Source organism: Bacillus sp. 7_6_55CFAA_CT2 (assembly GCF_000238655.1).
Lineage (GTDB): Bacteria > Bacillota > Bacilli > Bacillales > Bacillaceae_G > Bacillus_A > Bacillus_A cereus.
The window spans coordinates 1-17766 of record NZ_JH414714.1; the positions used below are offsets into that span (position 1 = coordinate 1).

The window sequence follows — 17766 nt, forward strand, 5'->3', positions numbered from 1 at the left end:
ATAACAGGCTTATCTCCCCAAGAGTCACATGACGGGAGGTTTGGCACCTCGATGTCGGCTCATCGCATCCTGGGGCTGTAGTCGGTCCCAAGGGTTGGGCTGTTCGCCCATTAAAGCGGTACGCGAGCTGGGTTCAGAACGTCGTGAGACAGTTCGGTCCCTATCCGTCGTGGGCGTAGGAAATTTGAGAGGAGCTGTCCTTAGTACGAGAGGACCGGGATGGACGCACCGCTGGTGTACCAGTTGTTCTGCCAAGGGCATAGCTGGGTAGCTATGTGCGGAAGGGATAAGTGCTGAAAGCATCTAAGCATGAAGCCCCCCTCAAGATGAGATTTCCCATAGCGTAAGCTAGTAAGATCCCTGAAAGATGATCAGGTTGATAGGTTCGAGGTGGAAGCATGGTGACATGTGGAGCTGACGAATACTAATAGATCGAGGACTTAACCATATAATATGTAGCAATGTTATCTAGTTTTGAGAGAACATAAAAAACTTGTTGACTTTTAAAGTAAATAAGTTATAATAATGATTGTCTCAAAAGAATAATGTCTGGTAATGATGGCAGAGAGGTCACACCCGTTCCCATACCGAACACGGAAGTTAAGCTCTCTAGCGCCGATGGTAGTTGGGACCTTGTCCCTGTGAGAGTAGGACGTTGCCAGGCAATATTATTCCGCAGTAGCTCAGCGGTAGAGCTATCGGCTGTTAACCGATCGGTCGTAGGTTCGATTCCTACCTGCGGAGCCATTGGAGAGCTGTCCGAGTTGGCCGAAGGAGCACGATTGGAAATCGTGTATACGTCACAAGCGTATCAAGGGTTCGAATCCCTTGCTCTCCGCCATAGGATTTATAATATTTGGCCCGTTGGTCAAGTGGTTAAGACACCGCCCTTTCACGGCGGTAACACGGGTTCGAATCCCGTACGGGTCACCACTTTGGAGGATTAGCTCAGCTGGGAGAGCACCTGCCTTACAAGCAGGGGGTCGGCGGTTCGATCCCGTCATCCTCCACCATATAAATTTTATATAAATAGTATTATCGCGGGGTGGAGCAGCACGGTAGCTCGTCGGGCTCATAACCCGAAGGTCGCAGGTTCAAATCCTGTCCCCGCAACCAAATGGTCCCGTGGTGTAGTGGTTAACATGCCTGCCTGTCACGCAGGAGATCGCCGGTTCGACCCCGGTCGGGACCGCCATTTTAATAAGGCTCGGTAGCTCAGTCGGTAGAGCAGAGGACTGAAAATCCTCGTGTCGGCGGTTCGATTCCGTCCCGAGCCACCATTTATTTTAATAAAATACGCCGGCTTAGCTCAATTGGTAGAGCAACTGACTTGTAATCAGTAGGTTGGGGGTTCAAGTCCTCTAGCCGGCACCATGTAAGTTTCGGAGGGGTAGCGAAGTGGCTAAACGCGGCGGACTGTAAATCCGCTCCTTCGGGTTCGGCAGTTCGAATCTGCCCCCCTCCACCATTTACATAGGGGCATAGTTTAAAGGTAGAACTGAGGTCTCCAAAACCTCCAGTGTGGGTTCGATTCCTACTGCCCCTGCCAAATATATTTAAACAACATGGCGGTTGTGGCGAAGTGGTTAACGCACCGGATTGTGGCTCCGGCATTCGTGGGTTCGATTCCCATCAGTCGCCCCATTTTTATTTTAAAAATTGCAAATAATCTAATGGATACTTACATATAATTAAGTAAGAATTCGATGGGCTATAGCCAAGCGGTAAGGCAACGGACTTTGACTCCGTCATGCGCTGGTTCGAATCCAGCTAGCCCAGCCATTTTTGCGGAAGTAGTTCAGTGGTAGAATACAACCTTGCCAAGGTTGGGGTCGCGGGTTCGAATCCCGTCTTCCGCTCCAATAAAATTTAATATGGCGGCATAGCCAAGTGGTAAGGCAGAGGTCTGCAAAACCTTTATCACCGGTTCAAATCCGGTTGCCGCCTTTTCTTTTGTGCCGATGTGGCGGAATTGGCAGACGCGCACGACTCAAAATCGTGTTCCTTCGGGAGTGTCGGTTCGACCCCGACCATCGGTATCATGAACGGCGTAAAAAAGACTCTATACAATTAGTATAGAGCTTTTTTGTTTTCTTTTCATTACATGACAAAATAAGCAGAAAAAATATTGTATATACAATATTTCTTTCGAGTACTCTAGAGAGAATTTCTCCACCCCGGTGACATGAAGTTAAATCCGATACCACCAGTAGATATTAGTACATTATCAACGGTTAAGTTTGTAATCTCTAAAAACTTCTTTTTGTTAAATTATACTAGGTGCTTCTAAAATTCGTAATAAACGTAGGAATTCATGTATAATATAACTTGTCGAAAGAACAAAATGATAGTGATTTATATTATGTCTGTAATATGAATCAAAAATGAACTTTTTATATTTCTTTTAAAAATGTGTTGAACACACATTATATTTCATATTAATATTTTTATGTAGATTTAAAACGGGAAAGAGAGTGGAAAGTATGGGCCGTAAATGGAACAATATTAAAGACAAAAAAGCATCAAAAGATGCAAATACAAGCCGTATATACGCGAAATTTGGGCGTGAAATTTATGTGGCAGCAAAACAAGGCGAGCCAGATCCAGAATCAAACCAAGCGCTAAGAGTTGTATTAGAGCGTGCGAAAACATACAATGTTCCAAGAACAATTATTGATCGTGCAGTTGAAAAAGCAAAAGGCGGTTCAGAAGAAAATTATGACGAGCTTCGTTATGAAGGATTCGGACCAAATGGAGCTATGGTTATTGTAGATACACTTACAAATAACGTAAACCGTACTGCAGCAGATGTACGAGCTGCATTTAGCAAAAACAGTGGTAATATGGGTGTGAACGGTTCTGTAGCTTACATGTTTGATGCGACAGCTGTTATCGGCCTTGAAGGTAAAACATCAGATGAAGTTCTTGAAATTTTAATGGAAGCAGATGTAGATGCACGTGATATTCTAGAAGAAGAAGATTCTGTTATCGTGTATGCTGAACCAGATCAATTCCATGCAGTACAATCTGCACTTAAAGGTGCTGGCGTTGAGGAGTTTACAGTTGCAGAATTAACAATGCTTGCACAAAGTGATGTAACACTTCCTGAAGATGCTCAAGCACAATTTGAGAAAATGGTTGATGCATTAGAAGATTTGGAAGATGTTCAACAAGTTTATCACAACGTAGACTTAGGAGAGTAATACGATAGATGACCCTTTTCGCTTAGCGGATAGGGTCTTTTTTTATGAAGTTAATTAAGGTGATGAAGTATTAAAGGTATTTTGTTGTAGGTAGTGAATATGATTATAGGGATATATAATATTCATTATCTCTAGGAGGCTTAATATGGAACATAAGACACCAAAGCATATAGTTGCTGTAGCAGGTTATTTAACAAATGAAAAAAATGAAGTGTTATTAACAAAAGTGCACTGGCGAGCTGATACGTGGGAGTTGCCAGGAGGACAGGTAGAAGAGGGCGAAGCGCTCGATCAAGCTGTCTGTAGGGAAATAAAAGAGGAAACAGGGTTAACGGTGAAGCCTATCGGAATTACAGGGGTTTATTATAATACCTCTATGCATATTCTAGCTGTTGTTTTTAAAGTAGCATATATAAGTGGTGAAATAAAAACTCAACCTGAAGAGATACAAGAGGCTAAATTTGTTGATTTAAATGAAGAGAACATAGATGAGTATATAACGCGTCCTCATATGAAATCCAGAACGCTTGATGCAATGAGAGCAACACATTTTATTCCGTATGAAACGTGGGAAGTACAGCCGTATAATTTAATAGGAAGATTGTAAAGAAAAGAGTAGCCGATTTGAGATACATTCGAATCACTACTCTTTTTTGTATACTGTTTAAGAAAAAGGTCAAAATAATAATAGCACTAGTATTGATTTGTAGAACGTTTGTTCTGTATAATAAATCTATATGTTATATACATTTAGATTACTAGATAGTCAAAAGTATATATATTTGTAGATGATATAATTAAAGTGTAAAGTGAAAATATAATAGTCTTAAGGGTTTCTCTTTTATTGGTTATTCGTGCTTTAACATAACCTATATTCAATATTTCAGATGAATAGTAGATAAAAAAATACTGTGATACAATACTTTTTTATCCCACTATTTGCTGGGCAGTAAGCCTGATTGATGAGGGCTCATTAAAGTTTCATTTTATACCTTACAATGATGTAAGGTACGTGTAAGAGAAATCGATGGGATATTTTTTTACAACAATGTATTCTTAAAGTAAGAGTTATATGCTGTGTGGAAAAGAGGTGTTCAAGATGAAAGAACGAGTATTATCTAGGGTGAACTATCATCAAAAAGTTGCATTAAATCCAATGACTAAACTTTTTTATAAAGCCATTATATTATTATTATTGTTAAGTTGTACGTTATTATTCATTGGAAATGTAATGATTGAGAAAAGTGATATTAGTAAATTACATGTACCGGCTAAGTTAGAGGTGCCAGAATCATTAACACATGCATTTATTGCGACAGAAGATAAAAGATTTTATCATCATAACGGTTTAGATTATATAGCAATTATTAGGGCCTCAGTTGAGAATATAAAGGCTGGTGGTGTCGTACAAGGAGGAAGCACAATTACACAACAGCTATCTAAAAATGCCTTTTTAACAAATGAACGTACATTTTCTCGTAAGTGGAAAGAGATTTTTTATACGAAAAAAATTGAACGCACGTTTACGAAGGATGAAATTTTAAAATTATATGTAAGTAATATTTATTATGGAGAAGGAGCGTGGGGAATTGAAAAAGCAGCAAACCTTTACTTCGGTAAAAAGGTGAACCAATTAACGTTGGCTGAAAGTGCAATGATGGCTGCTGTAGTAAAAGCACCTGCTTATTACTCACCTGCCCAAAACTATGATAAAGCAGTAGAGAGACGAAATGTCGTTTTGAGACTAATGGAGAAAGAAGGCTATATAAGCCATGATGAGTATGTTCAAGCAGTTAGTGAGAAATTAGTAATTCGTCATGATATAAAAATAGAGCAGTCGATGTTAAATAGCGCGCGTAAAAAAGCAGTAAGTTAAGAGAAGTTCCTACAGAGGAGCTTCTTTTTTTGAATAAATTGTGACAAATTGTGACACAATATCGTCACAATTATTGTGTTTTTGTAATTTATGTGAGCGTGTTCATTGCGTGACGTATATAAGTGTTGATATTATGTGTATTGTGTACAATGCTGTATGCAGAATATGAATTTAAAGAGGAATGTATATGAAATCAAATAAACTCATGGCTCTTGGTATAGTTTTTTCTATCGCAGTATTGATTGTAATTGGAACAATTGCGTATAGCATCATAAATGACAAAAAAGATAAAGGGAATGAGATGTTTGCTTATTCTACGCAACAATCTTTAGGGAAAGATGATGCTCCAGTTAAGGTAGTTGAATTTGGAGACTTTAAATGTCCTGCTTGTCGTACTTGGGATGTAACAGTATTACCTCGATTAAAAGAAGAGTATATTGATAAAGGCAAAGTGCAGTTATATTTTATTAACTTCCCATTTATCGGAAAAGACTCGGATTTAGGTGCAGCAGCTGGTGAAGCAATTTATAAACAAGATAAAGATTCATTCTGGATTTTCTATGATGAGATTTATCAAAATCAAAGGAAAGATACGGAAGAATGGATTACAGAAGATTTGCTTCTTAGCATTGTGAAAGAGAAACTTCCAAAAGTTGATGTAGAGCAATTTAAGAAAGATTTACACAGTAAAGACATTAAAGAAAAAGTACGTAAAGATTCAGATCGTGCTCAAAAATTAAAAGTTCAAGGTGCTCCTTCTGTATATGTAAACGGAAATCTTGCAAACCCTGATTTCGATAGTATGAAGAAGGCAATTGATAAAGAATTGAAAAAGTGATGAGGTCTCTCATCACTTTTTCGACTTTTTTCGATAAAATTCTTGCCTCTACTTTTTTTACATGCTATACTACTTTACATAAGTTATTCTAATATCTTATATGTAATTCATATTTGCGGGTGTAGTTTAGTGGTAAAACAAGAGCCTTCCAAGCTCTGGTCGAGAGTTCGATTCTCTTCACCCGCTCCAAATTTTATTAAATGTTTTTCTATAAATTGTGATCAACGCAGTGTTTCGTTTCCGAGATAAACGAGGCATTGCGTTTTTTAATGTTTGAAAAACCTAATTACATGCGAAAATAGAAGTAAATAATAGTATTCCAAAAGTGAATTACTAACCAATAGAGTCGTTACATAAGGGATGGATTCATCTGAGGAGGCGATTAAGAGTGGATTTTGAACAATTAAAGCAAGATGTAATTGCGTATAGTAAAACAATTGGCATAGATAAAATAGGCTTTGCGAGTGCTTCTCCTTTTGAGGAATTAAAGCAGCGCTTAATCCAGCAACAACAATTAAATTATCAATCTGGATTTGAAGAGCCTGATATAGAGAAGAGAACAAATCCGCAACTGTTATTACCGGGTGCTAAATCAATTATTGCGATTGCTTTAGCATATCCTTCAAAATTAAAAAATGCACCATTAAGTAAGCGTGGAGAACGCCGTGGGATTTTTTGTCGTGCTTCTTGGGGACAAGATTATCATCTTGTTTTACGAGATCGTTTGCAAAAATTAGAAGCATATTTAATTGAAAAACTTCCGGATATAGAAGTGAAGTCCATGGTTGATACAGGTGAATTAAGTGATCGAGCTGTATCAGAGCGTGCAGGCATTGGATGGAGCGGTAAAAACTGCTCTATTATTACACCTGAATTTGGTTCGTACGTATACTTAGGGGAAATGATTACAAATGTTCCATTCCCGCCAGATAAGCCGATAGAAAATCAATGCGGGGGCTGTACGAAATGTATCGATATTTGTCCTACCGGTGCTTTAATACAGGGGGGACAGTTAGATTCGAAGAAGTGCATTGCGTTTTTAACACAGACGAAAGGATTCCTACCTGAAGAATATCGCGATAAAATAGGAAATCGTATATATGGATGTGATACGTGTCAGACTGTTTGCCCGAAAAACAAAGGAATGGATTTTCATAATCATCCTGAGATGGAGCCGGATCCTGAGCTAGTTAAACCATTATTAACGCCACTTTTAACAATTAGTAATCGTGATTTTAAAGAGAAATATGGGATTATGTCAGGGTCATGGAGAGGGAAAAAACCACTGCAAAGAAATGCGATTTTAGCATTAGCACATTTTAAAGAAACATCGGCAATTCCTGATTTAATTGGTGTTATGAAAGATGACCCAAGACCGGTATTGCGCGGAACGGCAGCATGGGCACTTGGGAAAATTGGGGGAGATGGAGTAGGCGAAGCGATTGAGAAAGCGATGGAACGTGAGAAAGATGAAGAAGTACTTCATGAAATGAATCGCGGGCTTGAATTGTTAGCACAGAAAAAAGAGTAGATAATATTTCCCTTTTTCATATTGTAATATGGGAGGGAAACGAAATGGCTGTAAAAATGAATATTGAAAAGCAAGTACAACAGTTTTTAGCATATATCACAGAGAAACGAACAGACGTGGATGGTATTGCTGAGGATTTACTACAAATGGCAATGAGAAAGAAACAATTGTTTCAAAGGCGTAGTGCACATATAGTGAAAGCAACTGCGGATGTTTCTTTCATTAGACAATTAAATAGTAATGACCATCAAGAAATTGATTATCAAATACATTTTAAATATTTAATTAAGCATAAAGAATTATTTTATATTGAAGAGGAACAATTAAAACGAAGAGTTTGTTTAAATAATAGTCGGATTATAAGCGATTATGCTATTGAAGTGTCAGAAGAAATTAGAATGGGTGAGACATTAGAAAGGGAAATTACGAAAGAGAAGTACGGTTCTTATCAGTATAATCGTTTAGAGGCAGTGAAATATGCAGAGCGTTGGTGGGATGACCGAAATCCTATGTATCGTAATTTCCCTGATAATTGTACGAATTTCATTTCTCAATGTCTTCATACTGGAGAAGTACCTATGAGCGGATATCCTAATATTCGTAAAGGATGGTGGCAAAGGGAGAATCAGTGGAGCTGGAGCTGGGCTGTTGCACATTCTTTTTATTGGTATTTGTCAGGTGCTACAACAGGACTTCGAGCAGAGGCGGTAGAGAGGCCAGAAGAACTTATTCTTGGAGATGTCATTGCTTATGATTTCGAGGATGACGGAAGATGGAATCATACGACGATTGTAGTAGCAAAAGATGCAGATGGTATGCCGCTTGTAAATGCACATTCAGCGAATAGCCGTCGACGTTATTGGAACTATGAAGACTCTAGTAAATATACACCACAAATGAAATATAAATTCTTTCATATTATTAATGGGTAGAGATTTTTCGCTCAAGTGGTATAATACGTAGTAGACAAAAAACAGAGGTGAATATCGCGTGGGAGTACATGTTGTTTTATATCAGCCAGAAATTCCAGCAAATACAGGAAATATTGCTCGTACTTGTGCAGCAACTGGAACAGAATTACATTTGATTAGACCGCTTGGATTTTCAACGGATGATAAAATGTTAAAGCGTGCAGGATTAGATTATTGGCAGCACGTAAAAATTACGTACTATGATTCAATTGAAGAATTTTATGAAAAAAATAAAGACGGTGAATTCTTCTATTTAACAAAGTATGGCGAGAAAGCTCATACAGCGTTTGACTATAGCAAGCGCGAGAAGGATTACTATTTTGTATTTGGAAGAGAAACAAACGGCTTACCAGCTAATGTAATCGAAGAAAACTTTGATCATTGTTTACGTATTCCAATGACAGATAAAGTACGTTCATTAAATTTATCTAATACAGCAGCAATTTTAATTTATGAAGCGTTCCGTCAACAAAATTACCCTGGATTAGATTTAGAAATCGTTTATTAAAAGTCGCCATATGGCGACTTTTTTTATAAAATAAAAATAATATATAATCATACATTTAAAAGAGAGGACATAATCATATAGAATGGGATATATGATTAAAAATAGATAAGACGGGTTGAGATAAATATGAAGGAAGAGTATAGTAATCAAAATACCTTTTTAAGTATGATAGATATGGATTTAATTAGACAAGGATTATTACATGCTATTCAAGATTTAGTATTCATATTGAAAGTTATTGATAATGAAACGTTTCAATATATGTATGTGAATAAAATAGGAATGGATTATGCTAGGTTAAGCGAAGAGTGCTATGGAAAAACCTTTGCAGAAGTATTACCAAAAGATATAGCGGGGATATTGCAAAGGCAATATGCAAAAGTAGTGAGAGAAGCGAAAGCACACACCTTTTGTGATGTAGTCAATTTACCAAAAGGTGAGATACACTATGAATCTTCACTTAATCCTGTCTGCGACGAAGAAGGAATATGTCAATTTGTTATTTGTATTACAAGAGATATTACAGCTCAAATTGAGGAGAAGACAGAGATAGAGGAAAAACAAATGTTATTTAAGTCGTTACTGGAATATAATAATGACTCAATTATATCTATAGATTCTATAGGGCGAGTTACATATGCAAATCCGGCAACGTATGAAATATTTGGATACCGGTATGAGGAATTAAATAATAAATTTATTTTTGAATTCATTAATAAAGAATATAAAAAAGATTTTCAAATTATATTTAAGGGATCGATGCAAGGAAAAGCAAAGCAAATTGTTTCAAAGAAATATGTTCATAAAGAAGGGTACGAGCTATATATTTCTTTGAGAACTATCCCGATTATTGTGAACGGTGAAATTGTTGGGATTTATATTGTTACGAGAGATGTTACAAGGCAAGTATTAAACGAAATGCGAACAGAATATTTAGCTTACTATGACCAGTTAACGGGATTAATGAATAGAATTTCATGTACAAATAAGTTAAATACTTTTTTAAATGAGAGTGTAAATTTTGCACTTGTATTTATAGATTTAGATGAGTTTCATCGTATTAATGATACATTTGGTCATAAAGAGGGAGATAAAGTATTACAAAAAGTTACAGAATGTTTAAGCAATCTAAAAATAGAAGATATGCACTTATTTAGAGAACACGATGATCAATTTGTTATGTTGATAGAAAATATAACGAAAGAATATGTAGAGGAAGTTGCAAAAAGCATATTAAAAAACATTAGTGAATATTTTGTAATCGAAGAAGAAGATGTATATTTAAGCGCGTCAATTGGAATTGTAATGGCTCCAGCAGATGGAGAAGATGAAAAAATACTATTTCAGAGAGTCGATGCTGCTTTAGAAAAAGCAAAAGAAAAAGGAAAAGGACATTATCATTTTTATTGTAGTGGATTAGACTGTGAGCGTGAACAAAGGTTTATAATAGAAAATCAGTTACATCGTGCTATAGAAAAAAATGAATTTTTCTTATATTATCAGCCACAAATTAATATTGAAACGAAAAAAATAGCTAGTATGGAAGCTTTAATAAGGTGGGAGAATAAGGAATTAGGATTTGTTTCTCCAAACCAATTTATTCCGTTGGCAGAAAGAACAGGATTTATTATTAAGCTGGATGAATGGGTAGTAAATCAAGTGTGTCAGCAATTGCGCGAATGGTTAAATAAAGGGTATGATGTGGTCCCAATTGCAGTTAATATTTCAGCTAGACACTTTCGTTCTATTACATTAATAGAGATGATTACACGGGCTTTAAATAAGTACAATGTACCAACTCATTTATTAGCGATAGAGGTTACAGAAGGAGCTCTTATACATAAAGATATATCGAAGAGAGTGTTACTACAATTAAAAGAGCAAAATTTAAAGATTCATTTAGATGATTTTGGAACAGGCTATTCATCTTTAAGTTATTTAAAAACATATCCAATTGATACTTTAAAAATTGATCGTTCTTTTATGGAAGGTATACATATAGATGAACGTGATACGAATATTACAGCTGCAATTATTCATTTAGCTCATACTTTAGAATTGAATGTAATTGCAGAAGGAGTAGAAAAAAAGGAGCAAATACAGTTTTTGAAAGAAAAGAATGTGAAGCTTGTACAAGGTTATTATTATAGCCGACCACTATCCAAATATGATATGGAAAATATGTATTATAAATAAAAAAATGATGTGCTAAAAGCACATCATTTTTTATGTGTACCTGGTTTGTCATTGTAACCGGATGTAAAAATAGCTGTAAGAAATGTGAGTGATACACCTAAAATTAATAATAATTTCATACTAATATCCTCCTTACTTTTTTCGGTTCATGAGTTTTATTTATTATCCAAAATGTATGTAAGGTTCTTAGAAGAAAAGAATTTATTTATAATGAATAGCAGTGTAAAAACGTTAATACCTATATTATACAGAATTTTCTTTGAATTTTGGAGAGAATTTTAGCGTGCTATTATATATTTCGTTTTGATTTAAAGAATGTTTAAGGACATCCTAGCATACCTTTTATAATAATCCGATTGAACAAGGAGATGGGGGAGGAGCTATAATGGATATTCTAAAAAAGATTGAACAGCATCGAGCAGCAGAAGAACGTTTACAATGGGAAGGTACGTTTGCGGAGTATTTGGAGCTTGTGAAAGAAAGACCATGGGTGGCTCAAACAGCACACTCTCGCATTTACAATATGATAAAAGATGCTGGAATTGAAGAAGTTGATGGTAGAAGAAAGTATAACTTCTTTAGTAATCAGCTCTTTGGATTAGAGGATGCTCTAGAACGTCTTGTAGAGGAATATTTTCATCCATCTGCAAAACGATTAGATGTTAGAAAAAGAATTTTATTATTAATGGGTCCTGTTAGTGGAGGGAAATCAACGTTAGTTACAATGTTGAAACGAGGATTAGAAACATATTCAAGAACAGATCGCGGAGCAATTTTTGCAATTAAAGGATGCCCAATGCACGAGGATCCACTGCATTTAATTCCACATCATTTACGAGATGATTTCTTTGATGAGTATGGGGTTAGAATTGAAGGGAATTTATCACCACTAAATGTCATGCGTTTAGAGCAAGAATACGGATCAAGAATTGAGGATGTAGTTGTAGAGCGTATTTTCTTCTCTGAAGATCGCCGTACAGGGATTGGTACATTTAGCCCGTCTGATCCAAAATCACAAGATATTGCAGATTTAACAGGTAGTCTGGATTTTTCTACGATTGCAGAATATGGTTCAGAATCAGATCCGCGTGCGTATCGATTTGATGGAGAATTAAATAAGGCAAACCGAGGAATGATGGAGTTCCAAGAGATGTTAAAATGCGATGAGAAGTTTTTATGGCACTTATTATCACTTACGCAAGAAGGGAATTTCAAAGCGGGAAGATTTGCGCTTATTTCAGCAGATGAATTAATTGTAGCGCATACGAATGAAACAGAGTATCGCTCATTTATAGCAAATAAGAAAAATGAGGCATTGCACTCAAGAATTATTGTAATGCCAGTTCCTTATAATTTACGAGTAAGTGAAGAAGAACATATTTATGAAAAAATGATTCGTGAAAGTGATGTATCGAATGTTCACATTGCACCACACACACTTCGCGTTGCAGCAATGTTCACCATTTTAACTCGTTTAAAAGATCCGAAGCGTCCGGATATTGATTTAATTAAAAAGATGCGTTTGTATGATGGAGAAACGGTAGAAGGTTATAATGCGATTGATGTAGAAGAATTACAACGCGAATATCAAGATGAAGGTATGAAGGGTATTGATCCTCGTTATGTCATTAACCGAATTTCGTCTACAATCATTCGAAAAGAGGTACCATCTATTAACGCGTTAGATGTACTTAGATCTTTAAAAGATGGGCTAGATCAGCATCCATCCATTAGTAATGAAGACCGTGAACGTTACATGAACTTCATCTCATTAGCGAGAAAAGAATACGATGAAATCGCGAAGAAAGAAGTACAAAAAGCGTTTGTTTATTCATATGAAGAATCAGCTAAGACGCTTATGGATAATTACTTAGATAACGTCGAGGCGTACTGCAATAAATCGAAATTACGTGATCCGTTAACAGGAGAAGAAATGAGTCCAGATGAAAAATTAATGCGCTCAATTGAAGAGCAAATTGGAATTTCAGAAAATGCTAAGAAAGCGTTCCGTGAAGAGATTTTAATTCGCATTTCTGCTTATGCCCGTAAAGGAAAACGCTTTGATTATAATTCACATGAACGTCTTCGTGAAGCGATTCAGAAAAAACTATTTGCTGATTTAAAAGATATAGTGAAAATTACAACGTCAACGAAAACGCCGGACGAAAATCAGCTTAAGAAAATCAATGATGTTGTTGCGCGTTTAATTGATGAGCATGGCTATAATTCTTCTTCAGCAAATGAATTACTACGCTATGTAGGTAGCTTGTTAAACAGATAGTTTGATAACAAAACGCTGTCTCTTGTATTTTGCGGGACAGCGTTTTATTATCCGTTCATATGTGTATAAAGTGTCATACCTTGTCCAAATATAATAAATTAAGATGCAATTTTATGAATTTATTGTCAATTATTTTTACAATATGCATATGATAGAGTAACCAACCATTCATACGAAAAAAGCCAACACAATACAATATGTTGCAAAGTAAAAATGTGTGCAACAATGCATTGTGTTTCTTTCTTATCAGTGGCTGAATATTTCTTTCTATTATGTGAGTGGCAAAATTTTGTTTAGGATGCTCGGGGTATTGTATGAAAAACGTTATAAATGTTTATGGGATGATTTTCTGTGGGCAGTTACCTTTCAAACATTCTAGCTTGCACATTACAGAACAAAATTTATAGATTGCTGTTCATACAGGAAGACAATTACAGTAAGGAGGGAAAGGAATGGGCGAAGAAAATCAACCAAATTATACGATTTCACAGGAAAACTGGTCCCTCCATCGCAAAGGATATGACGACCAACAGCGCCATCAAGAAAAAGTACAAGAGGCAATTAAGAATAATTTACCCGATCTTGTAACAGAAGAAAGTATAGTTATGTCTAATGGCAAGGATGTTGTAAAAATACCAATTCGTTCTCTAGATGAATATAAGATTAGATACAATTATGATAAAAATAAACATGTTGGGCAAGGAAACGGTGACAGCAAAGTTGGTGATGTCGTTGCGAGAGATGGATCAGGTGGTCAAAAACAAAAAGGGCCAGGAAAAGGGCAAGGAGCAGGAGATGCAGCTGGGGAAGATTACTATGAAGCTGAAGTCTCTATTTTAGAATTAGAGCAAGCGTTTTTCAGAGAGTTAGAACTGCCTAATTTAAAGAGAAAAGAAATGGATGAAAACCGGATTGAACATGTTGAATTTAATGACATTAGAAAAACAGGATTATGGGGAAATATCGATAAGAAACGAACAATGATATCCGCATATAAACGAAATGCAATGAGTGGTAAAGCATCTTTTCATCCAATTCACCAAGAAGACTTAAAGTTCCGCACTTGGAATGAAGTATTAAAGCCAGATTCAAAAGCTGTTGTATTAGCGATGATGGATACGAGTGGATCGATGGGAATATGGGAGAAATATATGGCACGTAGCTTCTTTTTCTGGATGACAAGATTTTTACGCACAAAGTATGAAACAGTAGATATTGAATTTATTGCCCATCATACGGAGGCAAAAGTAGTTCCAGAGGAAGAGTTTTTCTCAAAAGGAGAAAGTGGCGGAACGATTTGTTCTTCTGTATACAAAAAAGCACTCGAACTTATCGATAATAAATATTCACCAGACCGCTATAATATTTATCCATTCCATTTTTCAGATGGTGATAATTTAACATCAGATAATGCTAGATGTGTAAAACTTGTTGAAGAGCTAATGAAGAAGTGTAATATGTTTGGGTATGGGGAAGTGAACCAGTACAACCGTCATAGTACACTCATGTCAGCCTATAAAAATATTAAAGATGAAAACTTTAGATACTATATTTTAAAGCAAAAAGCAGACGTGTTTCATGCGATGAAAAGCTTTTTTAGAGAAGAATCAGGTGAGAAAATGGCATAACCTCTTTTAAAGAGGTTCTTTTTTTGTAAACTTTTTATTTTCCTAGTTGACAATGATAATGAAAATCATTATCATTTATTCGAGAAATGATTACATTTCGAATTATATATTTCGGAGGAGATGTAAAGTTGAAAAAAAATAAAAGAAAACGTATAAATGCAATGATTATAGCGGCAGCGTTATCACTTCCGTTTGCTGTTTATTCAACATCTGCTTTAGCGGCAGTAGCAATTGAGGCGAATAAAACTGGACAAGGTTTAGAAGATGGTACATATGACGCTGTTATTAAAGCGTATAAAGATAAAACGAATGAAGAGTCTATGGCAGCTGTTTATATAAAGGATCCGAAATTAACAATTGAGAATGGAAAGAAAATTGTAACAGCAACATTAAGTGATAGTGATTTCTTTCAATACTTGAAAACAGAGGATATTCATACTCCAGGTGTGTTTCATGATGTGAAAGTAATATCAGAAGATAAAAAGAAAAATGGAACGAAAGTGATTCAGTTTGAAGTAGGGGAATTAGGAAAAAGATACAATATGAAAATGCATATTTATATTCCAACGATGGCCTATGACAATAAGTATCAAGTACAGTTTGAAGTAAATACATTGAATTTAGAGAAAAATGTTCCAGAAAAACAAAAGGAAAATAAAGAGGATAAAGTGGATCAACAAGATGGAATTGGAAATGTAATAGTAGATAAGCAACTACAAAGGCATATTAATAAATATAATTTGAATAGAGAAAATCTAGATACTCCAATAACTAAGGAAGATTTATTAAAAGTTAAATCTTTAATAGTCGTTGAAGCTAAAAATAAAGGAATACAAGACGTAAGCGGTCTAGAATATATGACGAACTTAGAAAACTTAAAGTTGGAAGAAGTTAAGTTAAAAAATATAAAATTTATCTCGGGATTGAGACAATTAAAATCATTAAGTATAACCTATGGTGAACTTGAAGATATTGGACCTTTGGCTGAGTTAGAGCATATTGAGTTTTTAACTTTGAGAAACAATAAAATCTCAGATTTAAGCCCATTAAGCCAAATGAAGAAGATTAAAATGCTAGATTTAAATAGTAATTATATAAAAGATATTAAACCATTATTTACAGTGAAATCTTTAAAGACTTTGACTGTGGCAAATAATCAAATTAGTAATGATAACCTTGCTGGAATTGAGCAATTGAAAAATGTAAAAAACTTATCTTTAAGTAACAATGGACTTACAAATATTGAACATATTACATCAATGAAAAAATTAGTAGAGTTAGATCTTGCTAAAAATGAATTAGAAAACATCGAACCTTTATCAAGATTATCTACTGTACAATCACTTAATTTAGAAGAAAACTATATTTCAGATATAACGCCACTTAGTCACTTAACAGACTTATATGATTTAAAGCTAGGTTCAAATGAAATTCGTGATGTTAGACCTGTTCAAGAGCTAGGAAAAAGAATATATATCGATATTCAAAGACAAAAAATCTTTTTAGATAATGTAGAAAAAGATAAGGAAGTTAAAATACCTATCTATAATTTACAAGGGGAGCCACTTGATACTATTCAATTGAAGAGTGAAGATGGGATAGTTAATAATGGTTCTGTTAAATGGGGGACTACTGGTGAAAAAACATATGAATTTATGTTGGATATAAAGCCAGAAGAGAATCGTATTAAGTTTAATGGAACAGTAATTCAAAATGTTGTTGAAAGATTAGACGAAATCAAGGAAACAATAAAAGAGGATAATGAACAAAAGGAAAATGTAATTCTCGATAAAACTTTACAACAACATATTAATAAAGAGAATTTAGGTAGAGAGAATTTAAACGCTCCTATTACAAAAGAAGATTTATTACAGATTAAAAAATTAGAGATACTTAAAGAAAATGGAAATGAGATAAAAAATATAACAGGTTTAGAGTACATGACGAACTTAGAAAAACTCACTTTAGAAGGAGTAGGCCTGAAAAATATTGAGTTCATCTCAAACTTGAAACAATTGAATAATGTGAATGTATCTCATAATCAAATTGAAGATATAACACCACTATCTTCATTGGAAAATTTACAGTGGTTAAATCTTACAGATAATCGTATTAAAGATGTAACGGTTCTTGGATCAATGCTAGACTTACTTAGTTTAAAATTAGCTGAAAATGAGATTCGTGATGTAAGGCCATTAATACAATTAGGTCAGTGGATAACAATTGATGTTAGAAGGCAAAAGGTCATTTTGGATGATGCAGAAATAAATAAAGAAGTGAAAATTTCTGTATATGATTTAGAGGGAGAGCCAATTGAAAAAATTACACTAAAGAGTGAAGGTGGAACGCTTACTGATGAGGGAATCATTTGGCGTACTTTAGGAGAAAAAATATATGAATTTGATTTAGATGCAGATCATTATGAGACTGGCATATTATATAGTGGCATTGTAATGCAGAATATAGTAGAAAAATTAATACCAAAAGAAGAAGTGAAAGAACCGGTAAAAGAAGTTGAAGAAACAAAAGAAGAAGTGAAAGAACCGGTAAAAGAAGTTGAAGGAACAAAAGAAGAAGTGAAAGAACCGGTAAAAGAAGTTGAAGAAACAAAAGAAGAAGTGAAAGAGCCGGTAAAAGAAGTTGAAGAAACAAAAGAAGAAGTGAAAGAGCCGGTAAAAGAAGTTGAAGGAACAAAAGAAGAAGTGAAAGAGCCGGTAAAAGAAGTTGAAGGAAC

General features: G+C 35.1%; 11 protein-coding genes, 16 tRNA genes, 2 rRNA genes and 1 pseudogene. 29 read left to right on the top strand and 1 reads right to left on the bottom strand.

From position 1 onward, the window contains the following. From HMPREF1014_RS25675 to HMPREF1014_RS25755, 17 genes are all read left to right on the top strand, one after another. Positions 1–448: ribosomal RNA gene (locus HMPREF1014_RS25675) — 23S ribosomal RNA — on the top strand; the annotation flags it as partial. A 100-nt stretch (positions 449–548) separates the two neighbouring features. Further along, positions 549–664, top strand: a 5S ribosomal RNA gene (rrf, locus tag HMPREF1014_RS25680). An 8-nt stretch (positions 665–672) separates the two neighbouring features. After that, positions 673–747, top strand: a tRNA-Asn gene (locus HMPREF1014_RS25685). 2 nt (positions 748–749) lie between these two features. Next, positions 750–841 (top strand) — tRNA-Ser (locus HMPREF1014_RS25690). A 17-nt stretch (positions 842–858) separates the two neighbouring features. Then, positions 859–933: transfer RNA gene (locus HMPREF1014_RS25695), tRNA-Glu, on the top strand. A 4-nt stretch (positions 934–937) separates the two neighbouring features. After that, positions 938–1013, top strand: a tRNA-Val gene (locus tag HMPREF1014_RS25700). Positions 1014–1039: 26 nt separating this feature from the next. Then, positions 1040–1116 (top strand) — tRNA-Met (locus tag HMPREF1014_RS25705). Positions 1117–1119: 3 nt separating this feature from the next. Beyond that, positions 1120–1195: transfer RNA gene (locus HMPREF1014_RS25710), tRNA-Asp, on the top strand. Between the two features lie 9 nt (positions 1196–1204). Then, positions 1205–1280 (top strand) — tRNA-Phe (locus HMPREF1014_RS25715). A gap of 18 nt (positions 1281–1298) precedes the next feature. Further along, positions 1299–1374: transfer RNA gene (locus HMPREF1014_RS25720), tRNA-Thr, on the top strand. Positions 1375–1384: 10 nt separating this feature from the next. Further along, positions 1385–1468 (top strand) — tRNA-Tyr (locus HMPREF1014_RS25725). Between the two features lie 7 nt (positions 1469–1475). Next, a tRNA-Trp gene (locus HMPREF1014_RS25730) sits at positions 1476–1549 on the top strand. Between the two features lie 19 nt (positions 1550–1568). Then, a tRNA-His gene (locus HMPREF1014_RS25735) sits at positions 1569–1644 on the top strand. A 63-nt stretch (positions 1645–1707) separates the two neighbouring features. Further along, a tRNA-Gln gene (locus HMPREF1014_RS25740) sits at positions 1708–1782 on the top strand. A gap of 5 nt (positions 1783–1787) precedes the next feature. Next, positions 1788–1862: transfer RNA gene (locus HMPREF1014_RS25745), tRNA-Gly, on the top strand. Positions 1863–1876: 14 nt separating this feature from the next. Further along, positions 1877–1947, top strand: a tRNA-Cys gene (locus tag HMPREF1014_RS25750). Positions 1948–1957: 10 nt separating this feature from the next. Then, positions 1958–2039 (top strand) — tRNA-Leu (locus HMPREF1014_RS25755). 118 nt (positions 2040–2157) lie between these two features. On the opposite strand, the pseudogene HMPREF1014_RS31410 reads toward HMPREF1014_RS25755, so the two are convergent. After that, positions 2158–2265, bottom strand: a pseudogene (locus tag HMPREF1014_RS31410) (DUF3884 family protein); the annotation flags it as partial. Positions 2266–2483: 218 nt separating this feature from the next. Here HMPREF1014_RS31410 and HMPREF1014_RS25760 point away from each other — a divergent pair. The 12 genes from HMPREF1014_RS25760 to HMPREF1014_RS25825 form a co-directional block, all read left to right on the top strand. Continuing rightward, positions 2484–3203, top strand: a complete 720-nt coding sequence (locus HMPREF1014_RS25760) for a YebC/PmpR family DNA-binding transcriptional regulator (protein WP_000532952.1) — start codon at positions 2484–2486, stop codon at positions 3201–3203. A gap of 145 nt (positions 3204–3348) precedes the next feature. Further along, on the top strand, positions 3349–3810 hold the full coding sequence (locus HMPREF1014_RS25765) for an NUDIX hydrolase (RefSeq protein ID WP_000400456.1): 462 nt from the start codon (positions 3349–3351) through the stop codon (positions 3808–3810). A gap of 492 nt (positions 3811–4302) precedes the next feature. Next, positions 4303–5079, top strand: a complete 777-nt coding sequence (locus tag HMPREF1014_RS25770) for a transglycosylase domain-containing protein (protein ID WP_000664715.1) — start codon at positions 4303–4305, stop codon at positions 5077–5079. Positions 5080–5266: 187 nt separating this feature from the next. After that, positions 5267–5917 carry a DsbA family protein gene (locus HMPREF1014_RS25775; RefSeq protein WP_000841310.1) on the top strand — a complete coding sequence of 217 codons (651 nt, stop codon included), beginning with the start codon at positions 5267–5269 and terminating at the stop codon, positions 5915–5917. A gap of 115 nt (positions 5918–6032) precedes the next feature. After that, positions 6033–6106: transfer RNA gene (locus tag HMPREF1014_RS25780), tRNA-Gly, on the top strand. Positions 6107–6305: 199 nt separating this feature from the next. Continuing rightward, positions 6306–7448: a tRNA epoxyqueuosine(34) reductase QueG gene (gene queG / locus HMPREF1014_RS25785; RefSeq protein ID WP_000345217.1), complete on the top strand. Its 1143-nt coding sequence runs from the start codon at positions 6306–6308 to the stop codon at positions 7446–7448. 44 nt (positions 7449–7492) lie between these two features. Then, positions 7493–8380 carry an amidase domain-containing protein gene (locus HMPREF1014_RS25790; RefSeq protein WP_000279321.1) on the top strand — a complete coding sequence of 296 codons (888 nt, stop codon included), beginning with the start codon at positions 7493–7495 and terminating at the stop codon, positions 8378–8380. A 58-nt stretch (positions 8381–8438) separates the two neighbouring features. Beyond that, a complete protein-coding gene (gene trmL, locus HMPREF1014_RS25795; protein WP_000538147.1) occupies positions 8439–8927 on the top strand; it encodes a tRNA (uridine(34)/cytosine(34)/5-carboxymethylaminomethyluridine(34)-2'-O)-methyltransferase TrmL in 489 nt (162 codons plus the stop codon). A gap of 126 nt (positions 8928–9053) precedes the next feature. Next, complete coding sequence (locus HMPREF1014_RS25800; protein ID WP_000657170.1) at positions 9054–11123, top strand: sensor domain-containing protein; 2070 nt, start codon at positions 9054–9056, stop codon at positions 11121–11123. Positions 11124–11508: 385 nt separating this feature from the next. Further along, entirely contained in the window at positions 11509–13404 is a 1896-nt protein-coding gene (locus tag HMPREF1014_RS25810; RefSeq protein WP_000353273.1) for a PrkA family serine protein kinase, read from the top strand. Positions 13405–13856: 452 nt separating this feature from the next. Next, positions 13857–15032 carry a sporulation protein YhbH gene (gene yhbH, locus HMPREF1014_RS25820; RefSeq protein WP_000503518.1) on the top strand — a complete coding sequence of 392 codons (1176 nt, stop codon included), beginning with the start codon at positions 13857–13859 and terminating at the stop codon, positions 15030–15032. Between the two features lie 128 nt (positions 15033–15160). Then, the coding region (locus HMPREF1014_RS25825) for an NEAT domain-containing protein (protein ID WP_000739727.1) at positions 15161–17766 on the top strand (2606 nt) is incomplete at its 3' end.